The organism is Dyella sp. PARNA 12/25, from assembly GCF_055702865.1.
Window position 1 is genome coordinate 417,922 of record NZ_JBVQCI010000003.1, and the last position, 21,666, is coordinate 439,587.

A 21,666-nucleotide genomic window follows, 5' to 3' on the forward strand; every position below is an offset into this window, starting at 1 on the left:
GCAGGTCCGGTTGGCCGTCACACGGTGTCCGTGACCGGGGAATGGGCGTGCAGCAACCTGGCCACCTCGAGGTGGCGCAGAAAACCCTGGTAGTGCTGCCGGTAGGCGGCGACGCTAGCCGGATCCGGGCGCGTCGACAGTCCGGTGGCGATAACGACGTGCTCGCTCGCCAGCTCAGCGATATCCGCGCGGCAACCGCGGGCATGGTCACTCGCCCACGCCGCCTGCAACGCCGCGCCAAGCGCGGCGCCTTCGGCCTGTAGCGGCACTTCCACCGGCAGGTCGAACACGTCGGCAATCATCTGTCGCCATGCGGCGCTGTGACTGCCGCCGCCGGTGAGGCGGATCGCATCGAACTGCAAACCCGTGGCCAGCAGTGCGTCGTAACCACTGCGCAGTGCATAGGTCGCGCCTTCCATCGCGGCGCGGTAGATATTGCCGCGCGTCACGTTGCCCAGATTCATGCCATGCAGGCTGCCGCGTGCATGCGGCAGGTCCGGCGTGCGCTCGCCGTTGAAGAACGGAAGTATCAGCAGCCCACCGGCACCAGGCAGTGTGCCGGCCATCACCGTGTCGCCATCGCGCGCACTGAAGCCGAACGCCTTGGCCACCATTTCCGTGGCAAGCGTGCAGTTCATGGTGCAGATCAGCGGCAGCCAGCCGCCGGTGGACGAACAGAACGCCGCCCAGCGGGCCTTGTCATCCACCACCGGATGGTCCGCATGGGCAAACAGCGTGCCCGACGTGCCCAGGCTGATGCTAAGTACGCCGGGCCGCACATTGCCGGTGCCGATGGCGGCCATCATGTTGTCTCCGCCACCGGCGGAAACGCGCACGCCGGGCGACAGGCCCAGTTCTTCGGCAATGCTGTCCTTGATCGTGAAACTCGCGTTGGCTGCCACCAGCGGAGGCAGGCAGGCCGACAGGTCGCGATCGGCATCCGTCGCATCGAGCATGTGCATCGACCACTGGCGTGTGCGCACATCCAGCCAGCCGGTGCCCGAGGCGTCGCCGTATTCCATCCACCGCTCACCGGTGAGCCAGAAGTTCACGTAGTCGTGCGGCAGCAGGATGGTCGCGAGCTTGGCGTAGGCTTCCGGACGATACTTGCGCGTCCACGACAGCTTGGAAGCCGTATAGCCGGCCAAGATAGGGTTGCCACCCAGCGCCACGCAGCGTTGCGCTCCACCGGCGGTTGCCATGATCTCGTCGCATTCGCGCTGCGTGCTTGTGTCGCACCACAGCTTGACCGGAGCAAGCACGTTGCCATCGGCATCCAGCGGCACGAAGCCATGCTGCTGCCCCGACACGCCGATGGCGACGATTTCCGCGCGCAGCTGCCGGGGCAGCTTGGCGAAGCAGGTGCGCACGGCATCGATCCACCAGGTGGCGAGCTGCTCGCGGCTGCCATCCTCGCCGGCGATCAATTCGATCGACTGACCATGCGCGGCGATGACGCAGCGCGAATCCATGTCGTAGGCCACAAGCTTGACGCTCTGCGTACCCACGTCGATGCCAATCGTCAGGTTCATGGGCGCGCGCATCACCATTCCGCCACGCTGCCATCGGCATGGCGCCATACCGGATTGCGCCAGCGATGCCCGACCATGGCGCGCTCGCTCACATAGGCCTGGTCGATCTCGATGCCCAGGCCGGGACCGTTCGGAATGGCCACATAGCCATCCAAATAGGCGAAGACACTGCGATCGACCACGTAGTCGAGCAGATCGTTGTCGGCGTTGTAGTGGATGCCCAGGCTCTGCTCCTGGATGAAGGCGTTGTGGCAGAGCGCATCGATCTGCAGGTTCGCGGCCAGCGCGATCGGCCCTAGCGGGCAATGCAGGGCGATCGCCACGTCGTAGGCCTCGGCCATGGCAGCGATCTTCAATGTTTCGGTGATGCCGCCGGCGTGAGACGGATCGGGCTGGATGATGTCCACGCCACCGGTTTCCAGCACGCGCTTGAAGTCGTAGCGCGAATAGAGGCGCTCACCCAGGGCGATGGGCGCGGGCGACAGCGCAGCCAGTTCGGGGATGGCTTCCAGATGCTCGGACAGCACCGGCTCCTCGATGAACATGAGCTTGTAAGGACGCAGCTCGCGCATCAGCACCTTGGCCATGGGCTTGTGCACGCGACCGTGGAAATCCAAGCCCAAGCCGATTTCCGGGCCTACCGCATCACGCACGGCTTGTACGTTTTCCAGCACGCGCTCCACCTTGGCGTAGGTGTCCACGTACTGCATTTCCTCGGTACCGTTCATTTTCACGGCAGTGAATCCGCGCGCCACCGCCTCTTTTGCGGCGCGGGCGGTGTCAGCCGGCCGGTCGCCACCGATCCACGAGTACGTGCGGATGCGCTCGCGCACTGGGCCGCCGAGCAGTTCGTGCACGGGCACGCCCAGTTGCTTGCCCTTGATGTCCCACAGGGCCTGGTCGATGCCGGCCAGCGCACTCATAAGGATCGGGCCGCCGCGATAGAAGCCGCCCCGATACATCACGTTCCAGTGGTCCTCGATCCGGCGCGGATCCTGGCCGATCAGGTAATCGGACAACTCGTCCACGGCGGCGGCCACCGTATGCGCCCTGCCCTCCACGATCGGTTCGCCCCAGCCACTGATGCCGGCGTCCGTGTCGATGCGCACAAACAACCAGCGCGGCGGCACGATGAAAGTGGTGATGGCGGTGATCTTCATACTTGCTTGCGTTCCGGCCCGGGGCCTGCAAAGTGGCGACACCGGTCGCAACTCCTGGCGCCCGGAAGGGGCGTCCATACGGCTGCCCCGAATACCGCCGGGATGCTGCAATCAGGCTGCGGGGCTCGCAATTGCGAAATCCGCCAGCGAGGCACGTTTTTTTCCCTGTCGCGTTGCGTCATGCCCGGTGCCAGCGGAACTGCTAGCGTCGGCTTCCCTGGGCTATTTCCGACACGGCCCGTATCGCCAGACCATGTCTCCACATCGCATCGCCCTTCTCTTCAACGCGAACAAGGTTTACGACCGGCAGATCATTGCCGGCATCGGGCAGTACCTGAAATCCACGCGCGTGGAGTGGGACCTCTTCCTGGAAGAGGACTTCCGCAGCCGCACGCTAGGCATCCATCACTGGCGCGGCGACGGCATCATTGCCGACTTCGACGATCCCACCGTGGCCGAGACCCTGGCCGACATACCCATTCCGGTGGTGGCCGTTGGCGGTTCTTACGCGGATGTCAGCCAATACCCGACGTTGACGCCCTACGTGGCGACCGACAACGTCAAGCTGGTGCGGCTGGCCTATGACCACCTCATCGAGCAAGGCCTGCAGCGTTTCGCCTTCTACGGCCTGCCGCCCAATCCGGGCAACCGCTGGGCGCAGGAACGTGAGTCGGCCTTCCTGCGGATGATCGAGGCGGATCATCTGGAGGGCCTGGTCTACCGCGGTTCGTCGACCAGTGCTGGCGGCTGGGGGCGTGCGCAGGAAGACATGGCCGCCTGGGTGAAGTCGCTACCCAAGCCCATCGGCATCATCGCGGTGACGGATGCGCGCGCTCGCCAGCTGTTGCAGGCCTGCGTGGTGGCCGACGTACCGGTTCCGGAACAGATTGCTGTGGTGGGCATCGACAACGACCCCATGGCCCAGTTGCTGAGCCGCATCCCGTTGACTTCGGTGACGCAGGGTGCCGAGGAAATGGGCCGCATGGCTGCGCAGGTGCTGCACCAGATGCTGCATGGCGGCGTGGTTGCGGGCACCCGCGTGCTGGTGCCGCCGGTGGGCTTGAATATCCAGGCCAGCAGCCTGCACAAGCCGATGAAGAGCCCGCACGTGATGCGCGCCTGCCACTACATCCGCCAGTACGCCTGCCTGGGCATCAAGACCGAACAGGTTGCCGATTACGTCGGCATCTCGCGCACGTTGCTGGAAGAACACTTCAAGCGTGAGCTGAAGCGCACCGTGCACCAGACCATCCTGGAGCACAAGCTGGAAATGGCGCGCAGCATGCTCAAGGACGCCACCCGGCCGCTGGCCGACGTGGCAGTACGCAGCGGCTTCACGTCGCTGCAGTACATGTACGCAGTGTTCCGTCGAGAATTCAACTGTACCCCGCGGCAGTTCATCGAGAACGCGCGCTCGTAAGCTATGCGGGCGACTGCCAGGCTCTACGCGAGCCGATAACGCCAAAAATGCGGGCCATCCTTGGCCCGATCATGCGCCGGCCCCGGGGAGGCCATCATGGTCCAGCGCGAAACCTTTGTTTCGTGGTTGCAGGCCCGGCCCGCGCACCGCCAGTTCTCGGGGTCGAAATAACCGGCATGCCCGCGCCAGCGCACCGGCGCGGGAAATGTCACGCGGTTACTTGCCCACGGCCAGGTCCGCGCTCAGCGGCGTCTGGTCGGACGCGTCGCCCACATAGACAACGAAGCGACCCGGATCGACCTGCCAGTCATGCTTGCCGGCGTCGTACCAGGCGAAGGCGCGGCGATCCAGCGTCAGGCTGACGTGCTCGGTTTGCCCGGGCGCCAGTCGCAGCTTGCGGAAGGCTTTGAGCTCCTTGGCCGGGCGCGCTACGCGCGCCGACGGATCTCCTACGTAAACCTGCGCCACTTCAGCGCCTTCGCGCGAGCCGGTGTTGCGCACATCGAACGACACGGTGACATCGCCATTCGCGGCCACGCCCGAAAGAGCGAGCTTGCTGAAGGCGAAGTTGGTGTACGACAGGCCATGGCCGAACGCGAACACCGGCTGCGCCTCGCGCGGATGGCTGGTGTACCAGCGATAGCCCAGGAACACGCCTTCGCCATAACGCACGGTGGGATGGCCATCGGGTGCTGGGTGCGCATCGTAGAAGTCGTGCGTCGGGTTGTCCTGCCAGCGACGCTCGAAACTCATCGGCAGCTTGCCTTCCGGCGAGCGGTCGCCGAATAGCACTTCGGCAATCGCCTGCCCGCCTTCCTGCCCCGGGTACCAGTTCTGCAGCAGTGCCGGCACGTGGTCCAGCCAGCCATCGGTGGCGTAGGCGCCGCCAGAGGTCACCGTGACCACGGTGCGCTTGTTCACTGCGGCCACGGCCTCGATCAGCGCCTCCTGCCCCCAGGGCAGCTGGAAGCTGCGGTCGAACGCCTCGCTTTCGGAGGTACCATCAAAACCCACCGCGACCACGGCAGCATCGGCCATCGCCGCCATCTTGCGGGTTTCCTCGGGGATCAGTGCATCCACCGCGATGGCGCCGAGACTCATGCGGCTGTAACTGACGTCGGGGCGATAGTCGAGACGAATGTCCACGGCCTTGCCAGCCGTCATCGGCAGCACCACGTAATGCGGCGCCTGGCCCTCGAAGACCGGCTGCTGGATCACCGGCTTGCCGTCGACATACAGCGTGTAGCTGTCCTTGCTTGCCGCTGCGGTCAGGAACAGGAACTTGCCACTGCGATCGGGCACGAAACGACCGGACCAGCGGATGCTCTGGCGCTCCGTGGCTGGCGTGGTCCACAGCTCCGGCTTCCATTGATCCACCTTGGCATTGACGGTGCGCTCCAGCGGCTTGCCGGCAAAATCCGGGTTGCCGAAAGTTTCGCGCGTCAGGCCGATCTTGCCATCCGCCGTCACGAATACTTCCTTGCCGAACACGTCGGACGTGCTGGGCAGGCCGCGACTGTAGAGCACGTTGACCTTGCCACCCAGGCGATCACTGATGCCCGACAGGATGCTCTGCGTGCGGAACGTATCGATATGCGAGCTGCCGCCCGCACTCGCCGCGCCCGGATACGCCATGGGGCCGATCACGGCAACGGATTTCATGTGCGAGGCATCCAGGGGCAGCACCTTCGCATCGTTCTTCAGCAGCACCAGCGATTCGCGCGCGCCTTCCAGCGCTGCGCTCGCCGAGGACGGATCCATCTGCGGAATGTTGAAATCGCGCTGCGGACGATCGAGGAAGCCAAAGCGCACGGCGGTACGCAGCAGGCGGCGCGTCTTGTCGTCCAGATCGGCGGTGGACAGCGAACCATCGCGCAGGCCCGCCTCGATCAGTGATGGCTTCATGGCGTCAGGCGCCGGCATTTCCAGGTCAAGCCCCGCCTTGAATGCCTTCACGCCATCATGCGCGGCTTCCCAGTCGGACATGTACAGGCCGTTGAAGCCCCATTCCTGCTTGAGGATGTCGTGCGCGATGTGGCGGTTCTCCGCCAGGTAGTCGCCATTGATCAGGTTGTAGCTGCTCATGACCGCGCCGACCTGGCCTTCCTTCACGGCCATCTCGAAAGCCGGCAGGTAGATCTCGCGCTGTGTGCGCTCGTCGATCAGGCTGTCCAGGTGCCGGCGGTCGTACTCGGAGTTGTTGGCGGCGAAGTGCTTGATGGTGGCAACCACGCCCTGCCCCTGCACGCCATGGATCAGCCCTACGGCGATCTCGCCGGCAAGCAGCGGATCCTCGCCGTAGTACTCCATGTTGCGACCGTTCTGCGGCGCGCGATACATGTTGACGCCAGGGCCCAGCAGAAAGTGCACGCCGCGGGCTCGCGCATCGCGCCCCATCGCCGTGCCCACGCGCTCGGCCAGCGCCGGATCCCAGCTGGCCGCCAGGGCAATGCCTGCGGCATACGCCGTGGACGGCCCTGGTGCACGCACACCGATCGGGCCATCGGACATGGCCAGACGCGGCAGCCCGATGGCCGGCACGTCACGGCTATAGAAGTTGTCGACGCCGCCCAGCAAGGCGACCTTCTGCTCGACAGTCAACTTGCCGAGCAGGCTCTCGACGCGCTGCTCCACGGCAGCATTGTCGGCAGCGGGCACGGCATCGCCGCAGCTCGCAGCAGTGGACAACCCCAGCGCGCACAGCGCCAGGGCAAGCATGGTCTTGCGCATGAGCATCCTCAGTACGTGGCCAGCCTGACGCGCAGCACCTGCGGCAAGCTGGTGAAATTCAAGCCGTAGTCGGTCTGGTCGCCGTTCCACAGCCGCCGAAAGATCCACTTGCCATTCTCGTAATGGCCTTCCTCGACGCGATCGAGCAGGAAGCGTCCATCCGTGCCGCGACGTCCCGGCTGGAAGGTCACGCGCACGTTGTGCCCGGTGACGAGGTATTCGTTCTCGCCCAACTGCGCCACGATCGCGCCGCCATCGGTGTCGACATTGCCCTTGGGTGGATCCATGCCGAACTGCAGCTGGCCGTAGCCCAGCTTCACCTTCCAGTCGCCAAGATCCAGCGTCTGTTCGTGCGTGTCAGCAGGCTCGGATGCGCCCCACAACTTGCCGGCCAGCCCGGCAGTCGCGATTTCGCTACCCATGGGCACGAGCGCGCTGTAGATCACGCCGAACGCATCCACCGCGGCGTCATCGAGCTTGCGCGCGCCAAGCGGGTAGTTGGTGTACTTGGTGTAATCCATGCCGAACGGTGAGAAACCGATACCACCATGCCCCAGCGTGGCGTAGACATAGCGCGCGTAGCCTAGCGCGTGACCGGTCTCGGCCACGAACAGCGGGTTGTCTTTGCGTGCGTAGCGATCAAGCACGGCGGTGTAGCGCGGATACTCGGGCAGATAGATGTCCGGCGCGAGCAGGTCGAGCGACGGCGCACCAGCCTTCCAGATGTCCAGAACATTGTCGGTGGGACCGCCGGATTCATAGCTGCCCGGCAAGCCCGGATGGAACGGATCGCGCAATGCCGCATTGGTGTACATCGGCAGGTTGTAGACGGCCTTGCCTGCTGCGGCGACCTGGTCGATGAAACGGGCGATGGACCACGCGTGGAAGAACTCCGCCGCGTCCTTGCCGAACACCTGGCTCCAGCTGCCCGCCTTCTTGCCGGTCGCGTGGAGCAACGCATCGGGCACGGCGCCGGCAAACAGCTTGTTTGCCGCTGGCGAGTGGTCGCGGTCGGTGCGGTAGGTGCCCGCCTCGTTCTCCACCTGCACCATGATGACGGTGTGCTTGTCGCCATCGGTGGCTCGCAGGTGCATCATCAATTGCACGAATGCCTTGCGATCTGCCTCAAGCGTGGTCGCGGCATGCGGCGAGAGCGAGTTGAGCAGTTTCCCCGTGTTCGATACCAGCCGCGGGAAGCGCTGGTTGTCCAGCTTCACCCACGACGGCGCATAGCTGGGACCGTTGTTCTTCCAGGTAGCGAACCACACCAGTACCAAGCGCACGTGGTGGTCACGCGCCTGGGTAAGCAGCGTATCGAGGAAGCTGAAATCGAACTGCCCTTCCTTCGGCTCGATCTGCTCCCAGGCGATCGGCACACCTACCGTGTTGGCATGCATGCGTTCGACGGCTGGCCAGACTTCCGGCAACACGTCGGGCCATGCACTGGAATTGTTAACCTGCCCGCCCAGAACCACGTACGGCTTGCCGTCCACCAGCAGTGCATGATGGCCATCCTGATGGACGATGCGCGGCAGCTCGCCAGCCTGTACGCCCAGCGTGATCAGGGCGGTAACCAGTACCAGGGCAATGCGGCGTCTAAGCGTCGTGCGCATGGGAATCCTCAGGGAACCACGATGGTGCGGAACGGCGATGCCGGCAGGCCATCGCCGTTGATAAGGTTGGCGTCGACCGGGTTGTCGCTCCAGCCGTAACGCACGGAGGCCGGATGCGGAGCCGCGTCGCTGGTCACCACCACGTTTTCGCCTTCAATGCGCGCCTGCGCGTGCTGGTAATGCCCGTCGGCGCCAGCCACCTCGAAGCCGCCCACGGCATCGCCTCCGCCGCGCACCGCAAGCGTTGATCCCGCAGTGTCGAAGCGAACGACGGCATGGTCGCCATTGGCATGCCAATCGCGGTACACGGGCCCGGACGACACGATGTTGTCGCCCAGCACCACGCGACGCGCGGCGAGCGCGAGGCGATGACCCACGTCCTGTTTATCGATCGGATGGATGTCATCCGGATTGCCGACATCAATCGTGACGGCCTGGCCAGTGTGCAGCAGCGACAGCACGGCAGACTGCGATTCACGCAGTTCCGCCCAGGGGCTTTGCGTGGGCGTGTCACTGCCGCTCTTGAAGTTTGCCAGCTGCACCCAGAGGAACGGCAGCTGCGGCTGATTCCACGCCGTGCGCCACGCCTGGATCATCGCGCCGAATTGCTGCCGGTACGACATGGCTTGCGGCGCTGATGCGTTGGCTTCGCCCTGGTACCAAACCACACCACGCAATGGATAACCCAGCAGTGGCTGGATCATGCTGTTGTACAGCAGCGTGGGCGTCAGGTTGCGTGTCAGCGTGGGCACCAGGGTCACCTTGGCGGTGTGGAAGCGCCAGTTGCCAGCGAGCGGGCGACGCGCACCGTCGAACGTCTGCACGTAAAGCGCAGAGGCATCGCCATGTATGCCGCCACCGTTGCCAAGGTCGTCCACGCGCACAGCAATGCTGTTGCTGCCCGCGTGCAGCGCACTGGCCGGCACCGCATAAACTCGCGGTTTGTTCCATTGTTTGACGGTTTCGCCGACCAGCTGGCCATTGACGTAGCTGCGATCCGAGTCATCGATGGCGCCCAGGCCCAGCGTCACGCCCTGGGCCGCTTCGGTCGCACTCAAGGTGAACTCGGTGCGATACCAGGCCACGCCATCCATGTCGTAGTAGCCGACGGTTTCCCAATAGGCGGGCACGGGAATATCTGCCCAATCCGTGGTATCGAGTATTTCCGCAGCCCATGCAGGCTTGCCGGCGGCATCCTGCACGTCCGCCTGCAACGCGGGCCAGCGGGACAGGCGCTGGCGCGTCTGGTCGAGCCTGGCCTCTTCGGCGGCATCGTCCTTGCCGACGGTGACTGACAGTGCTGACACGTCCACATGGCCCGTATGTGCATCGGTCCATGCTTCCACGCTGCTGCCACCCCAGCTGCTGTTGATCAAACCCTGCGGCACGCCGGTGCGCGTCTTCATGTCGCGCGCAAAGAACCAGCAGACCGCAGAGAAATCAGCCACCGTGGTCGGACTGGCGGCAACCCATGTACCACCCTCCAGACGGTCCTGCGGGTGCAGGGACCAGCTGCGCGGGATCTTGAAATGACGGATGCTCGGATCGCTCGCCCTTGCCTGCTCGGCGGCCGCGTCGCGCACCTCGGTCATGGTGAACTCCATGTTCGACTGTCCCGAACACAGCCACACATCGCCCACTAGCATGTCGTGCAGCACCTGATGTTCGCTGCCGTCGTCGATGTCCATCGCGAACGGGCCACCCGCCACATGACTGGGGAGCGTTGCATCCCAGCGCCCCTTCGCATCTGCCTTCGCCGTGGCGTGCGCCCCATCGAAGCCCACAGAGACCTTCGCGCCGGGCGCGGACCAACCCCATACATGCATTGGCATGTCGCGCTGGAGCACGGCACTCTGCGAGAACATCAACGGCAACTCGAGCTTGGCCTGGGCCACCATGGGCAGCGACATCAGTAACGCCAATGCGGCGCCTGCATGAACATGTTTCAAGGGGTGGGCTCCGCGGGTTCGCCATAGATCAGGCCGCGTCCACTGGTCGCGGCATAGAAACGCCCAAAGACGCGCGGATCACCAACCAGCAGACTGATGCGCCCGTAGCGATGCGCGGCGTCATCGACGCGCTGCCACTGTCGGCCGCCGTCGATGGACCGGAAAATGCCCTGCAGCCCGTCGCGCCGACCGGCCACGAACAAGGTGGGCTCATCGCCGCCGACCGTCGGCTTGCCGAAACCAAAGGCATCGACGCCGGTGATCCCGGGCAAACGCGCGAGCAGATGCCCACGGTCGTCGCCGCGCAGCAGTGGAAGGTCGTGTGCCGTGAGCCAGAGCACGCCAGCTTCGGCAGGCGAGGCCTTCAACTGCACTGCACCACGTCCATGTGCGGCATTGCCAAACTCACCCTGGATCGGTGCAAAACTCGCGCCGCCATCGTGGCTGCCGAACAAGGCGCCAGTCTGCGGTGAGAACGCATAGAAGTCGCGGGCATCCACACGATCGCTAAGCACACTCATGCGCTCGCCCAGGCCTTGCACGATCTCCCAGTGCTGGCCCCGGTCACGCGTGAGGTAGACGTGCCGAGCGCCGCTCGGTGCCCACAACACCGTCACGCCATCGGCGGAAACGGCCATGGTTCCCGCGCCCTCGCCTTCTGGTGGCTCGCTGGCGAACACCTGCCAGTGGTCGCCACCATCCTCGGACCAGGCGGCACGCACGGCGGATCCGAACGGCTGGCGCAGGCGACCGCTGCGCACGATCAACGCGGGGCGTTGTTGTGCAAAATCGATGCTCTCGCCGTTCGCATAGCGTGGAGGTGGCGAAAATTGCAGCGGCGCCACGTTGAGATCATCGTGGCGAAAACCATCCAGGTCACCCACGGCGCTGAGCAGGTGCGCGCCCTGCGGTGGACTGATCAGGCCCAGCGGCACGACCTCTTCCAGCCCGCGGTCCTGGAACCACCAGTGCACGGTGTTGCCGCGGTCGAACCCGCGCATATCGCGCGATGCCCAGATGCCGTAGCCGGTGACGAACATCACGTGGTCGGCATCAAAGGGGTCGATCGCCACCGTGGTCATCCAATGTGGCGTGTGCGCACGGGTCCACTGCGCATCGGTGTGATCAAACGACGAATGCGCGAAGATTTCGTTCCAGTGCCTGCCGCCGTCGGTGCTGCGGAACAGCAGGTCATGCGGCTCATAACGATGGTGCGTGCTGGCGATAAGCACCTTGGGGTCGTGCGGATCCAGCGCGACATCGCCCCAACCGAATCCCGAGGGCGTGCTCCTGGAAGAAACTGGCGTGATGTCCGTCCAGCGGTTGCCCTTGGGCTGCCAACGCCACACGGCACCATCGCTCATGGTGTCGGGACCGGGTTCGTCGCCGTAGCTCAACACATAGCTGCCGTCGCTGGCGCGATGCATGTGGCTGGGCCGCAAGCCGACAGGCTGTCCCGGGATGGCGCTCCAGCTGTGGCCACCATCGCTGGAACGGAACAGGCTGGTCTCACGCGTAGAGACGCCGGCATACAGCACCGGCGTCGGCGTGCCCGCCTTGCCACTGCCAGGCTCGAACACCACGAACACGATACCGATGGACTGGGGCCGCCAGCTGTTGGTCGCCGTCGCCGCAGGCGACGTGGCCACGACGGGGAAACCGCCTTCCTTCGACCAATGCGCACCGTGATCGTCGCTGCGCCAGAGCCCGGCGTCGCGCGACCCCAGGAACAGCACGCGACCATCGTGAGGATCCACCGCCAGACGCTCGCCATTGCCGCGACCCAGCTCGTTGCCGCCCAGTTTGAACGGAAGATCCGCGCGTTCGAAATGGGCGCCGCGATCATGCGAGCGCAACACGGCGGCATGACCAGCCGCAGGCGTGGTGTAGGTGCCGGCGGCGAGGTAAACCCATTCCTTGTCGGAAGGGTCCAGCGCCAGGCTGTCGATGCCGAGCAGGTTGGTGTCTTTGGCTTCGATCCAGTCAGTGAGCGATACCCACTGCCCGCTGGACTGATCCCATCGATAGGCGCCACCCACATCGGTGCGCGCGTAATACAGGCCGCGTTCGGCGGGATGGAACACCAAGCCGCTGACGTAGCCGCCGCCACCGATGCGCACGCTGTCGTAGCGATAAGCCAGGTCACCATCGCTGGCCTGCGTTGCGGTGCAGGCGCACAGCGCCAGCACCGCAATCAACCTCTTCCTCATAGGTAGCCGGCGAGCCCGGCTACACACGATTTCCCCATGGCGCCTTGCCATCATCAGAAGGTGGCGCGGAACACGAGCTCGTAGCGCCGGTCGGCGACGAACCAACCACGGTGGTACAGGTTGTAGTCCACCACACCGTCGCCATAGCTGGTCGGACCCATCAGGGTGCGAACCACGGCGTTGTTCAAATTGTTCAACTGCAGGCCGATCTGCATGTTCTTGTTCAGGCGGTAAAACACCGAGGCGTCCAGCTGGCCGTAGTTGTCCGACCAGGTCGGCAGGTGCGTGGACGCGTCGCTGGTGGTCAACAGGTAGCGCGAGCGCCAGTTCCATGCCAGGCGTGCCGACCAGTCGCCCTTCTCGTACATCGCGACGAAGTTGTAACTGCGCTTGGAGATGCCGGTCATCGGCAGCTCCACGCCCGTCACCGTGGCATTGGTGTACGGATTGGTGGCGCTGTTGATGCCGCCCTGGCTGTCCACGTAGGTGAAGTTGGCCTGCACGCCAAAACCCTTCATCCATCCCGGCAGGAAGTCGAAGAACTGGTTGTAGCCTACTTCGGCGCCGCGCAGCGTGCCGGTACCCGTGTTGTACGGACGGGTCACCTCGAACTCCTGACCCTGGTAGACCTCCGGAGCGGTTTCCTGCGCGATGTAGTTGTGGATGTCCTTGTAGAACACCGTGGTGTACAGCATGCCGGTGTTGGAGAAATACCACTCCAGCGCGGTGTCGTACTGGGTGGCGCGCTCCGGCTTGAGGTACGGGTTGCCGGCCAAGCCGTTCCACTGCACTACCTGCGTGTTGTCCGCATTGAGCACATAACCCAGCTGCACAAACGACTGCATGTCCGCGAAGCTGGGGCGCGACATCGCCTTGGAGGCGGCAATGCGCCACTGCAGGTCGTCGGTCAGCTTGAAGCGCAGGTTGAGGCTGGGCAGTGCGTCCTGGTAATGGGTACGCGTATTGAGCGGCGCGTAACCACCGTTCCAGAGAGCCTTGTCGGCGTCCGGCACGCCGGTGCTGCTGAGGTTCGGATACTGCACGACGCCGTCGGTCTCCACGTCGGTGCGCACCAGGCGCAGACCGATGTTGCCGTCGAACGGAATGCCCAGCCAGGTGTCGTTGCCGAAGTACAGGATGCCATAGGCGGCCTTGGTCTTCTCACTTTGGTTGTTCTCGTCCGCCGGCGTGATCTGCACCGGGCTCCACCCCCACGACACGCCCATCGGATGAAGAATGTTGTAAGCCGACGCGTAGTTCTCCACCAGCGAGTTGCCGGGGAAGTACAACGGGGTCGGGATCTTCACGTTGCCGCGGAAGAAATTCGAGTACGAGTACAGCGTGGCGTTCGCCGGGTAGTAATTGACGCTCGCCACCGTGCTCGGCGTATTGACCGAGGCCCAGCTGTCGGTGATCACGCCCCAGTTGTAAGGCGTGCTGGTGTTGTCCTCGTTGCGGTCGGTGGCGCGTAGGCCGACCTTGAAATACTTCAACCAGCTGCTGTCCTGGAAGTCGTATTCAAGATCCAGGCGATAGGCGCGATCCATGCCCACTTCGTTCTCGCGATGATCCATCGCGGCGGACCAGAAATAGTTCGCGGGGTTGCTGGTGTAGCCGGCGGGGCTGGCCGACACCAGCGGCATGCTGCCGCTACCCGTGGTGTTGAGGAACATGCCCGGCAGATAGGTTGCCTGGAACACGGTGAAGTCCAGCTCGTCGCTGGTGGACTTCACGAACTGCACGTCACCGGTCAACATCATGTGATCGTTGATGTTGTACTTGAAGCTGTTCGAGAAATCGGTGGTGACGGTGGTCTGTGTCTGGTAGCGCGTGTCCGTATCGAAACGCACGCCGCCGTTGCTCAGGCCGTTGTTCCACGCATTGGAACTCAGCCAGCCGCTCTGGAAAATGCCCTGATTGTTGTAGTTGAACGTAGTGCCGCTGGCCGGGTCGATGTCGTGGCTGGTGTCGCTAAAGATCGCGCCATGCTCAAGCCAGGACATGTCGTAACGCGAGCGGATGAACTGGGACGTGATCTCCAGGTCCTTGGTCGGGCGCCACTGCAGTGCGCCGGAAATGCCGATGCGACGACGCTTGAAATCCAGGGTGCGCCAGTCAGCGCCGCCCGGGACGTACACCGTGTCCTTGCCGCTGCCGGCCGTGGCCGCGTCATCGGTGCGCATGGTGAACGGCTCGAGCTGGATGCCGTCGGTACGGGTGGCCAGTTCCGAATAGGAAACGTCGAGCAGCGCACCGAACTCGCCCCAGTTTTCCGTCTTCCAGTGGTTGCTGTAGAGGAACGAAGTCGACGGCTTGCTCTTCTGCGACAAGTCGCCTTCGTTGATGCCGTAGGAGAAGCCGATCATCTGCCCCGGCAAATCAAACGGCAGGCGGGTGCGCAGATTGACCGTGCCGCCGATGCCGCCTTCGATCAGTTCAGCCGACGGGTTCTTGTACACATCCACGCCAGCCAGCAGCTCTGCTGGCACGTCTTCGAAATTCAGCGCGCGACCACTGTTGGAGGAGAAGCTGTCGCGACCGTTCAGCAGCGACTCCACCTGCGTGAGACCGCGAATGGACACGTTGCTGCCTTCGGCTGACGGATGATCCGGGTCGTTCGCCGAAAGGAAGTGGTCGATGGTGACCCCGCTGATGCGCTGCAGGGTTTCAGTGACGCTGCGGTCCGGCAGTGCATTGATGTCCACGGCGGTGACCGAGTCGACAATCTGGTCGGCGTTCTGCTTCAGCGCTTGCGCGGTCTCAAGACTGGCCCGGATACCGGTAACGGTGACGCCATCAAGGTTCTTGGCGTCCTTGACGCCGGCCTCTTCGACCTTTTTCTTGTCCTTGGCGTCGGCGGACTTGGCCTGGTTGCCGGACTGGCTCTGCGCCTGGTCCGGGGTGGCGGCTGCCAGCTGGGCATGTGCATTCAGCGGCGCATAGAGCAGTGCCATGGCGATCGCCACGGCCGCGGAAAGACGCGCCAACGGCAAGGCATGCTGGGTCGCACCAGCGGTTTCCCCGTGCACAGTCTGGATCATGGTCGAACCTCTCCCCGTTCTTGTTATTAGCCATCGGCCGAAACTGCAGGCTGTGCATCCCCGAGCCCCCACGACCCGGTAGTTGTTTCGAGCCGGTTCTCTGGCCCAGACAACTTCACGCCTGCTTGGTGGTGGCGCATGCTGAATTGCGCTGTCGCGGCACACAATTACGAAATTGATGGGCATGGATAACGTTTCTTCATTTGCGGTTGCCACATCTGGCCGTGAAACCGGCATTCCCCTGCTAGATTTCCGGGCCATTCACCGCCTCGGAACCACACATGCACGGTCGCCCCAACCCGGCCCGACGCTGCCTGTCCGCCCTCACCCTGCTGTGTGCAACCCTGCCGCAGGCCTCGCAGGCCACGGCGGCTGCCACGGCGCCAACGGCGGGCACCATCACGCCGCAACAGGCCGATCTGATCTGGCAAAAAGCCACAGAAGGCTATGCGCCGGCACGGGCCGCGCTGGTGGCCAAGGTGGAGGAAGGTGCCGCGCTGGGGCCGTTCCGACCCGATTGGGCATCACTGCGAAATTACCGGGAACCGGCGTGGTTCGACAACGCCAAATTTGGCATTTTCGTTCACTGGGGCGTTTATGCCGTACCAGCCTTCGCCAACGAATGGTATCCGCGCAACATGTACGACCGAGCGAGCCCTGAATATGACCACCAGATCGCCACGTACGGCAGTCTCGCGAAATTCGGGTTGAAGGACTTCATCCCGCGCTTTCGCGGTGAACACTGGGACCCGAAGGCGTGGGCCACGCTGTTCAGGCAGGCCGGCGCGCGGTACGTGGTGGGCGTGGCGGAACACACCGACGGCTTCGCCATGTACGACTCCAGGCTCACCCGCTGGACTTCCGTGCAGATGGGGCCGAAGCGTGACGTGATGGCCGCGCTCGGTCATGCAGTCCACGCTGAAGGCCTGCGCTTTGGCCTGTCGACCCATCGCGGTGAACATGCATGGTTCTATGATCATGGGCGGGAGATCGACTCGGATGTGAACGACCCTGCCTACGCCGATTTCTACGGTCCTGCGCAGCAGCACATCGCGCTGAACGGCGACCAGGATCTCGCCCAGGACTGGACATACGTTTCAGATGCCTGGGTCGGGGACTGGATGGCCCGGACCGCGGAACTCGAGGCCTATTACCACCCGGACCTGATCTACCTCGACTGGTGGGTGGGCCATCCGGCATTCCGCAACGCACTGGCGCAATGGCTGGCGTACTACTACAACGCCGGCGCTAAGCGCGGTGGCGTTGTAGTTGACTACAAGGTCAATGCCCTGCCCGAAGGCAGTGCCACGCTGAACGTGGAGCGCGGCCAGCTCGGCGCCATCCGCCCGCAGCACTGGCAGACCGACACCAGCATCAGCAACGGCTCGTGGGGCTACGTGGAACACGACACGTACCGCCCGGCAGTGGACATCGTGCGCCTGCTCGCGGATGTGGTGAGCAAAAACGGCAACCTGTTGCTGGATGTCGGCCCCAAACCGGATGGCACCATCACGCCGCAGGAACAGGCCGTATTGCGCGAGATGGGGGCATGGCTGGCCGTGAACGGCGTGGCGATCTACGACACCCAACCGTGGCGCGTCTTCGGCGAGGGCCCCACTGCGCCGCGCACGGGTTCGTTCACTGAAGACAAGGGACCCACCGTCTACACCAGCACCGATTTCCGCTTCACGCAGAAGCCCGGAAAACTCTTCGCCATCGAGATGGCCTGGCCAGAGAGCGGTTCTGCAGTGATCAAAAGCATCACGCCGAATGACCGCGTGCAGGCGGTGCGTCTACTTGGCTCCTCCCGCCCCCCAAACTGGCGCCAGACCCCGGAGGGACTGACCATTGGATCTCTGCAGCGACCCAGCGGCATGCCGGTTCCGGTGTACGAGATCGATCTTGCTCCGGCGCCAGACGCCGCCACGATCAGTCGCTGAGGCAAGCGTCCCGCTTCAAGTGATGGCCCGGTATTTGAAGTCGCGCACCACCACACTGCCCTCGCCTGCGCTGTAAACACCGATCTTTAGGCTGAGGAATCCACCGAAGGTGTTGTGGTGGATTCCAGAAACCTCCATGCGCAGGCCGCACATCTGCCAGGTTTTACCGTCGTCGACTGAATAGTGGTACGTCACGACATGATCCTGATTGGTCACGCGGATCCGCAGGCTGGATGCCTGCATCGGTACGCGCATCCAGGATTGCTCCTCGGCGTACTCGAAAGTCTTCAGCACCTGCTCGCGCTGCGACAGGCCCATGCCGACGAATGCCTTGCGGTTGTAGAACAACAGCAGGCCGCCCTCGGCGCCGCCAGTCAGGCTGAGGGCAACCTCGGCCACGTAGCTGCGATCTCCCGGCAGGCACGTGAACGGCGAGCAGTCGGCAGGCGAGCCATCCTTGGCAGCGAGGCGCAGGCCGCCTGCCTCGTAGCTCACTCGTTTCATCTCCCCGGGCTTCGGGTCGAACAGGCTCCACTGCACGCCAAACTTGCGAGTGCTGAAGTCGTCCGACAGGGCAAGGCCATTCGACCCGCTCACGCCGCCCTTCGGCTTGGGCAGAGGCTTGGACAGGTCGCCGCCCATAGCCTTGAACCAGCCATCGGTCGTCCACTCGATCGGCTCCAGCAGGGTCTGTCGCCCCAGCGTGCGGAAGCCGTTTTCGTAGCCGTGGTAGACCATCCACCAATCGCCGGCGGGCCCTTCCACCAATGTCGCGTGACCGCGCGACCACCACGGCTCGGCGGCACTCGCGGTGCGCACCAGAGGGTTGTGCGGGCAATGCTCCCATGGGCCATGGATGGAGCGGGAGCGCGCAGCGATCACCATGTGGCTGGTCGGTGGGCCTGCGGTGCCGCCCACGGCAGTCACCAGATAGAACCATTCGCCATGTCGCAACAGCTTGGGGCCCTCGGGGGCGAAGTCCTCCACGATCCAGTCGTCGGGATAGCGCCAGGCACTGTAGGCCGACTCCAGCTTGCCGTCCGCGGCAAGTCCATCGTCGGTCAGTCGCACGCGGCGGATACCGTTGACGAACAGGTAGCGCTTGCCGTCCTCACCCACGATATGCCCGGGATCGATGCAACCTTCGACATGCAGGTCGATCGGATCGCTCCATGGCCCCTGAATGTGGTCGGCCCAGATCACGTACAGCGCCCAGCCCCGGTCGCCGGCGCTGGCCGGGATGTAGATGAAATAACGACCGTCGTGCTTGCATAGGTCCACTGCGAATACGGTGCCCAGCGGCTTGGTCAACGCTGCCGTGACTGGCGTCCAGTTCACCAGGTCCGTGGAGTGCCAGATCACCAGACCGGGACACGAATCGAACGGGGTGAACGTCATGTAGTAGTCGCCGCCATCCTTGAGGATGGTGGGATCGGGATGGTCGCCAGCAACGATGGGATTCACGTAAGTCCCATCACCACGGTCCGCCGTTCTTTGCCCTTCTATACCTGCACGCGACCGGACGACCTTTTTATCGGATGGCATGCCAGCCATGGCCGGCCCCATCGAAAACGGCGCAGCGACCGCGCCTGCCAGCATCCACTTGATGACGTCCCGACGCGATCCATCCACCATGCCCCCTCTCCACACAATGCACCAGCGTTGGATTGTGCATGGCGCTGCCGCGCAACTGACTTATGAAAGTCGCCGCACGCAATTACTTTTTTTTGGAAACCGCTTGTGAGCGAGAGGGCTGGTCCGATAAAGCAGGTCAGTCGCCATGAGCCCGGATTGATTCTTGTGTGACCAATCGGTTGTTTGGGTTCAGAGTCCGGCGAGGATTGTCATGGGCCCGGAACGCGCCTTGGAGTTACGTCCGTTCGACATACAGAACTTGATTGGGATGATGCTCTCGGATGGTTTCCATAGCGTCTTGCATTGCGGCCTTATCAGCCGAGTCAATCCAGTTGACGAAGCTCGTCAGGTGAAAGCCATTCGGACAAACCGTGTTTCGTGAGTGCAAATAAGACCAAGGCAACCTCAAGTCGCGGTCCTCGCGCCGCATCTGCTTCGGGTGGCAATGCGACTCTAACGAGAACATCAACGGCTTGCCGAGGCAGCATTTCCCCCAAGGCATGGACGTGACGGACATTACCCAAGCCAAGCTCAACGCGGTTGCCAGAAAGTTGAACGAACGACCGCTAGAAACGCCAGGCTTTGAAACACGGGCCGAACGATTTCAGCAAGCTGTTGCATCGACCGGTTGAGGCTGCCGTCGAAAGGGGTCATTCATCAGCCAGGTCGAGATTACCCCCGATAACTGTCCCTAATCGCCAGGCACACCCTGAGGCTTACAATTCTGGCACTGGTGCTGGTCCGTTAGGAGCACCACCAGCAGGCGCAACGCTTGGATGATGGATGTCTCGCAACAGCCTGCGGAGGCGTTGCGGCACCACGAGATCGGACGCAACGCCAGGCCCTTCTGCGTCTCGCAACTGCAGCTTGGACCAAGCGCCCCAAAATGAGGCGAAATGTCCAGCTTTCGTGGACGCAACAGAGCCCCTAATTACCAAGAATGCGCAATTATAGGTGAGACCTAAAGCTGCGGGGGTGCCAGCGTTGTAGCCGCCGGGCCGACTATTTCCGTTACGCCCTCTGCTAAGTGATTGCGTTACTTGCAGCGAGCTGTGCGGTAATCCGGTGATGTAGCGTTTTCAGTTGACGCCGGAATGTGCTGTCTTCGCCGAGCCGCTGACGCGGAAGCTTTTGTGCAGTCGAGGCAGTAAACCTTGTGCAACTTCCTCGGTGTACAGCCGTGAATCACGTGACCAACCATAGCTCAGCCCATGGTCGCCTGGAGCATGTGAGTCTTGTGAAGCAAAACTCCGAAGCAACCGACGAAGCTTCCTCAAAGGATCTCCATCCCAGCGTCGGCAGGTCGCCCGGCCTCGGCTCCGGTCAAAGGATGTCCGCCTCATCCCCCCCGAATACGCCCCAGTCACCCTGCCCTCGCACTTCGCCCCGCACATACGTGGGAAATGAAGTCCTCGTAGGCTGCATCAAGGGTGGAGCGCGAGTCACGCGGCCGATAGCCGCCGTGCTCTTTGACGAGTGCGGACGCGCTACGCCCAAGAAAGGTGAGCACGCTTTCCACGACTCTGGGATCGCGCAATACACGCCGATGCCCCAGCCCTTGCGTCACCAGCAAATGGGAGCAAGGCCAGGACGCCGCCATTGAACGCGCGTGTGGCAGTGGAATCTCTTTGTCTTCTTCGTCATGCACCACGAGCAGTCGGCGCTGTTTGTGGGCATCGCTTAACGTGGTGATGTCCAGATACGACCATGCGTGCCCGAGCCAATACTCCACACCCGCGCTGAATTCGGCGACAACTCGAGCATTCGCACCGATAGCGTGGGCGAAACCGGGGATGGCTGCGGCTGGCTGGACGAAGGGTGCGATGAACACCAAGTTGGCCGGCGCATTCCATCCCGCGCGAAGCGCCAGCGACACCGCGGTGCATCCACCTGAGTGGGCAATGATGCCCACCAGGTTGGGCTCGCACGACGTCACGGCTTGCAGGGCATCGGCGAACTCGAAGAAAGTCACTCGGCGCCCGCCATGTCGACTCGCTGCCGATGCACCATGGGCCGGTGCGTCGAAGGCGACGACGCGAAAGCCCGCCATCCGAAGTGGCTCGACAAATGGGTGCATCTGGCCGGCATGCCCGCCCCAGCCATGCATCAGCAGGATAGTCGGGCCCTCGTTGCCCCAAGCCCACGCGGTGACCTTGCCTCCGTGGACATCCCGTGACGTTCGCCTGCCAGCGTCCAATGTGGCCTGTTCATTGGGGCGCGGTCGCGACCTGGGTGCGGAGAACCATAGCCGGTCCATCACCTTCGCTGCATAGGACGGACGGATTGCACCAAGGGCCCGCATACCCCATTGCAAAAGGCGATGACGGGGCATGATCCGTGTCGGCGTGCCGGTGCGCGTGCCCGCATGGGTTGGCGAAGGTGGCAACGTAATCGTATTCATGCGGCTTGCTCATGAAAGGCAGGTCGCCAGTAACG

General features: G+C 63.6%; 11 protein-coding genes and 1 pseudogene. 3 read left to right on the forward strand and 9 right to left on the reverse strand.

The window, feature by feature from the left end:
• Nucleotides 1-17 precede the first annotated feature (17 nt).
• Together xylB and dgoD are read right to left on the reverse strand one after the other, a co-directional pair.
• Nucleotides 18-1,532: a xylulokinase gene (xylB, locus tag AC0GUR_RS09630; protein ID WP_472877242.1), complete on the reverse strand. Its 1,515-nt coding sequence runs from the start codon at nt 1,530-1,532 to the stop codon at nt 18-20.
• Nucleotides 1,533-1,543: 11 nt separating this feature from the next.
• Complete coding sequence (dgoD, locus tag AC0GUR_RS09635) at nt 1,544-2,692, reverse strand: galactonate dehydratase (RefSeq protein ID WP_472877243.1); 1,149 nt, start codon at nt 2,690-2,692, stop codon at nt 1,544-1,546.
• Between the two features lie 253 nt (nt 2,693-2,945).
• Between dgoD and AC0GUR_RS09640 the strand changes: the two genes are divergently transcribed.
• Nucleotides 2,946-4,112, forward strand: coding sequence for a XylR family transcriptional regulator (locus AC0GUR_RS09640; protein ID WP_472877244.1), 1,167 nt, complete (start codon nt 2,946-2,948; stop codon nt 4,110-4,112).
• Between the two features lie 216 nt (nt 4,113-4,328).
• Here the strand turns inward: AC0GUR_RS09640 and AC0GUR_RS09645 are convergent, their stop codons facing one another.
• Genes AC0GUR_RS09645 through AC0GUR_RS09665 form a run of 5 tightly spaced genes read right to left on the reverse strand, consistent with a single transcriptional unit; the run spans nt 4,329 to nt 15,655 of the window.
• Nucleotides 4,329-6,842, reverse strand: a complete 2,514-nt coding sequence (locus tag AC0GUR_RS09645; RefSeq protein ID WP_472877245.1) for a beta-glucosidase — start codon at nt 6,840-6,842, stop codon at nt 4,329-4,331.
• Nucleotides 6,843-6,850: 8 nt separating this feature from the next.
• Nucleotides 6,851-8,455 (reverse strand): GH35 family beta-galactosidase, encoded by a 1,605-nt coding sequence (locus AC0GUR_RS09650; RefSeq protein WP_472877246.1) that lies wholly within the window; start codon nt 8,453-8,455, stop codon nt 6,851-6,853.
• 8 nt (nt 8,456-8,463) lie between these two features.
• A complete protein-coding gene (locus AC0GUR_RS09655) occupies nt 8,464-10,365 on the reverse strand; it encodes a sialate O-acetylesterase (RefSeq protein WP_472877373.1) in 1,902 nt (633 codons plus the stop codon).
• 35 nt (nt 10,366-10,400) lie between these two features.
• Nucleotides 10,401-12,614: a WD40/YVTN/BNR-like repeat-containing protein gene (locus tag AC0GUR_RS09660; RefSeq protein ID WP_472877247.1), complete on the reverse strand. Its 2,214-nt coding sequence runs from the start codon at nt 12,612-12,614 to the stop codon at nt 10,401-10,403.
• Nucleotides 12,615-12,667: 53 nt separating this feature from the next.
• Nucleotides 12,668-15,655, reverse strand: a complete 2,988-nt coding sequence (locus AC0GUR_RS09665; protein WP_472877248.1) for a TonB-dependent receptor — start codon at nt 15,653-15,655, stop codon at nt 12,668-12,670.
• A gap of 281 nt (nt 15,656-15,936) precedes the next feature.
• Between AC0GUR_RS09665 and AC0GUR_RS09670 the strand changes: the two genes are divergently transcribed.
• The gene (locus AC0GUR_RS09670) at nt 15,937-17,595 is read left to right on the forward strand and encodes an alpha-L-fucosidase (RefSeq protein ID WP_472877249.1); all 1,659 of its coding nucleotides are present in this window, start codon (nt 15,937-15,939) and stop codon (nt 17,593-17,595) included.
• A 15-nt stretch (nt 17,596-17,610) separates the two neighbouring features.
• Here the strand turns inward: AC0GUR_RS09670 and AC0GUR_RS09675 are convergent, their stop codons facing one another.
• A complete protein-coding gene (locus tag AC0GUR_RS09675) occupies nt 17,611-19,230 on the reverse strand; it encodes a family 43 glycosylhydrolase (RefSeq protein WP_472877250.1) in 1,620 nt (539 codons plus the stop codon).
• 440 nt (nt 19,231-19,670) lie between these two features.
• Here AC0GUR_RS09675 and AC0GUR_RS09680 point away from each other — a divergent pair.
• Nucleotides 19,671-19,862: pseudogene (locus tag AC0GUR_RS09680) on the forward strand (IS30 family transposase); the annotation flags it as partial.
• Nucleotides 19,863-20,593: 731 nt separating this feature from the next.
• Here the strand turns inward: AC0GUR_RS09680 and AC0GUR_RS09685 are convergent.
• Nucleotides 20,594-21,631, reverse strand: a complete 1,038-nt coding sequence (locus tag AC0GUR_RS09685) for an alpha/beta hydrolase (protein ID WP_472877251.1) — start codon at nt 21,629-21,631, stop codon at nt 20,594-20,596.
• Between the last annotated feature and the right edge of the window lie 35 nt (nt 21,632-21,666).

Coding starts and splice junctions, on each gene's coding strand:
- AC0GUR_RS09670 (WP_472877249.1), top strand. CDS start 15,937: ATGCACGGTCGCCCCAACCCGGCCCGACGCTGCCTGTCCGCCCTCACC.
- dgoD (WP_472877243.1), bottom strand. CDS start 2,692: ATGAAGATCACCGCCATCACCACTTTCATCGTGCCGCCGCGCTGGTTG.
- AC0GUR_RS09660 (WP_472877247.1), bottom strand. CDS start 12,614: ATGAGGAAGAGGTTGATTGCGGTGCTGGCGCTGTGCGCCTGCACCGCA.
- AC0GUR_RS09645 (WP_472877245.1), bottom strand. CDS start 6,842: ATGCGCAAGACCATGCTTGCCCTGGCGCTGTGCGCGCTGGGGTTGTCC.
- xylB (WP_472877242.1), bottom strand. CDS start 1,532: ATGAACCTGACGATTGGCATCGACGTGGGTACGCAGAGCGTCAAGCTT.
- AC0GUR_RS09655 (WP_472877373.1), bottom strand. CDS start 10,365: ATGTCGCTGCCCATGGTGGCCCAGGCCAAGCTCGAGTTGCCGTTGATG.
- AC0GUR_RS09675 (WP_472877250.1), bottom strand. CDS start 19,230: ATGGTGGATGGATCGCGTCGGGACGTCATCAAGTGGATGCTGGCAGGC.
- AC0GUR_RS09665 (WP_472877248.1), bottom strand. CDS start 15,655: ATGATCCAGACTGTGCACGGGGAAACCGCTGGTGCGACCCAGCATGCC.
- AC0GUR_RS09685 (WP_472877251.1), bottom strand. CDS start 21,631: ATGAATACGATTACGTTGCCACCTTCGCCAACCCATGCGGGCACGCGC.
- AC0GUR_RS09640 (WP_472877244.1), top strand. CDS start 2,946: ATGTCTCCACATCGCATCGCCCTTCTCTTCAACGCGAACAAGGTTTAC.
- AC0GUR_RS09650 (WP_472877246.1), bottom strand. CDS start 8,455: ATGCGCACGACGCTTAGACGCCGCATTGCCCTGGTACTGGTTACCGCC.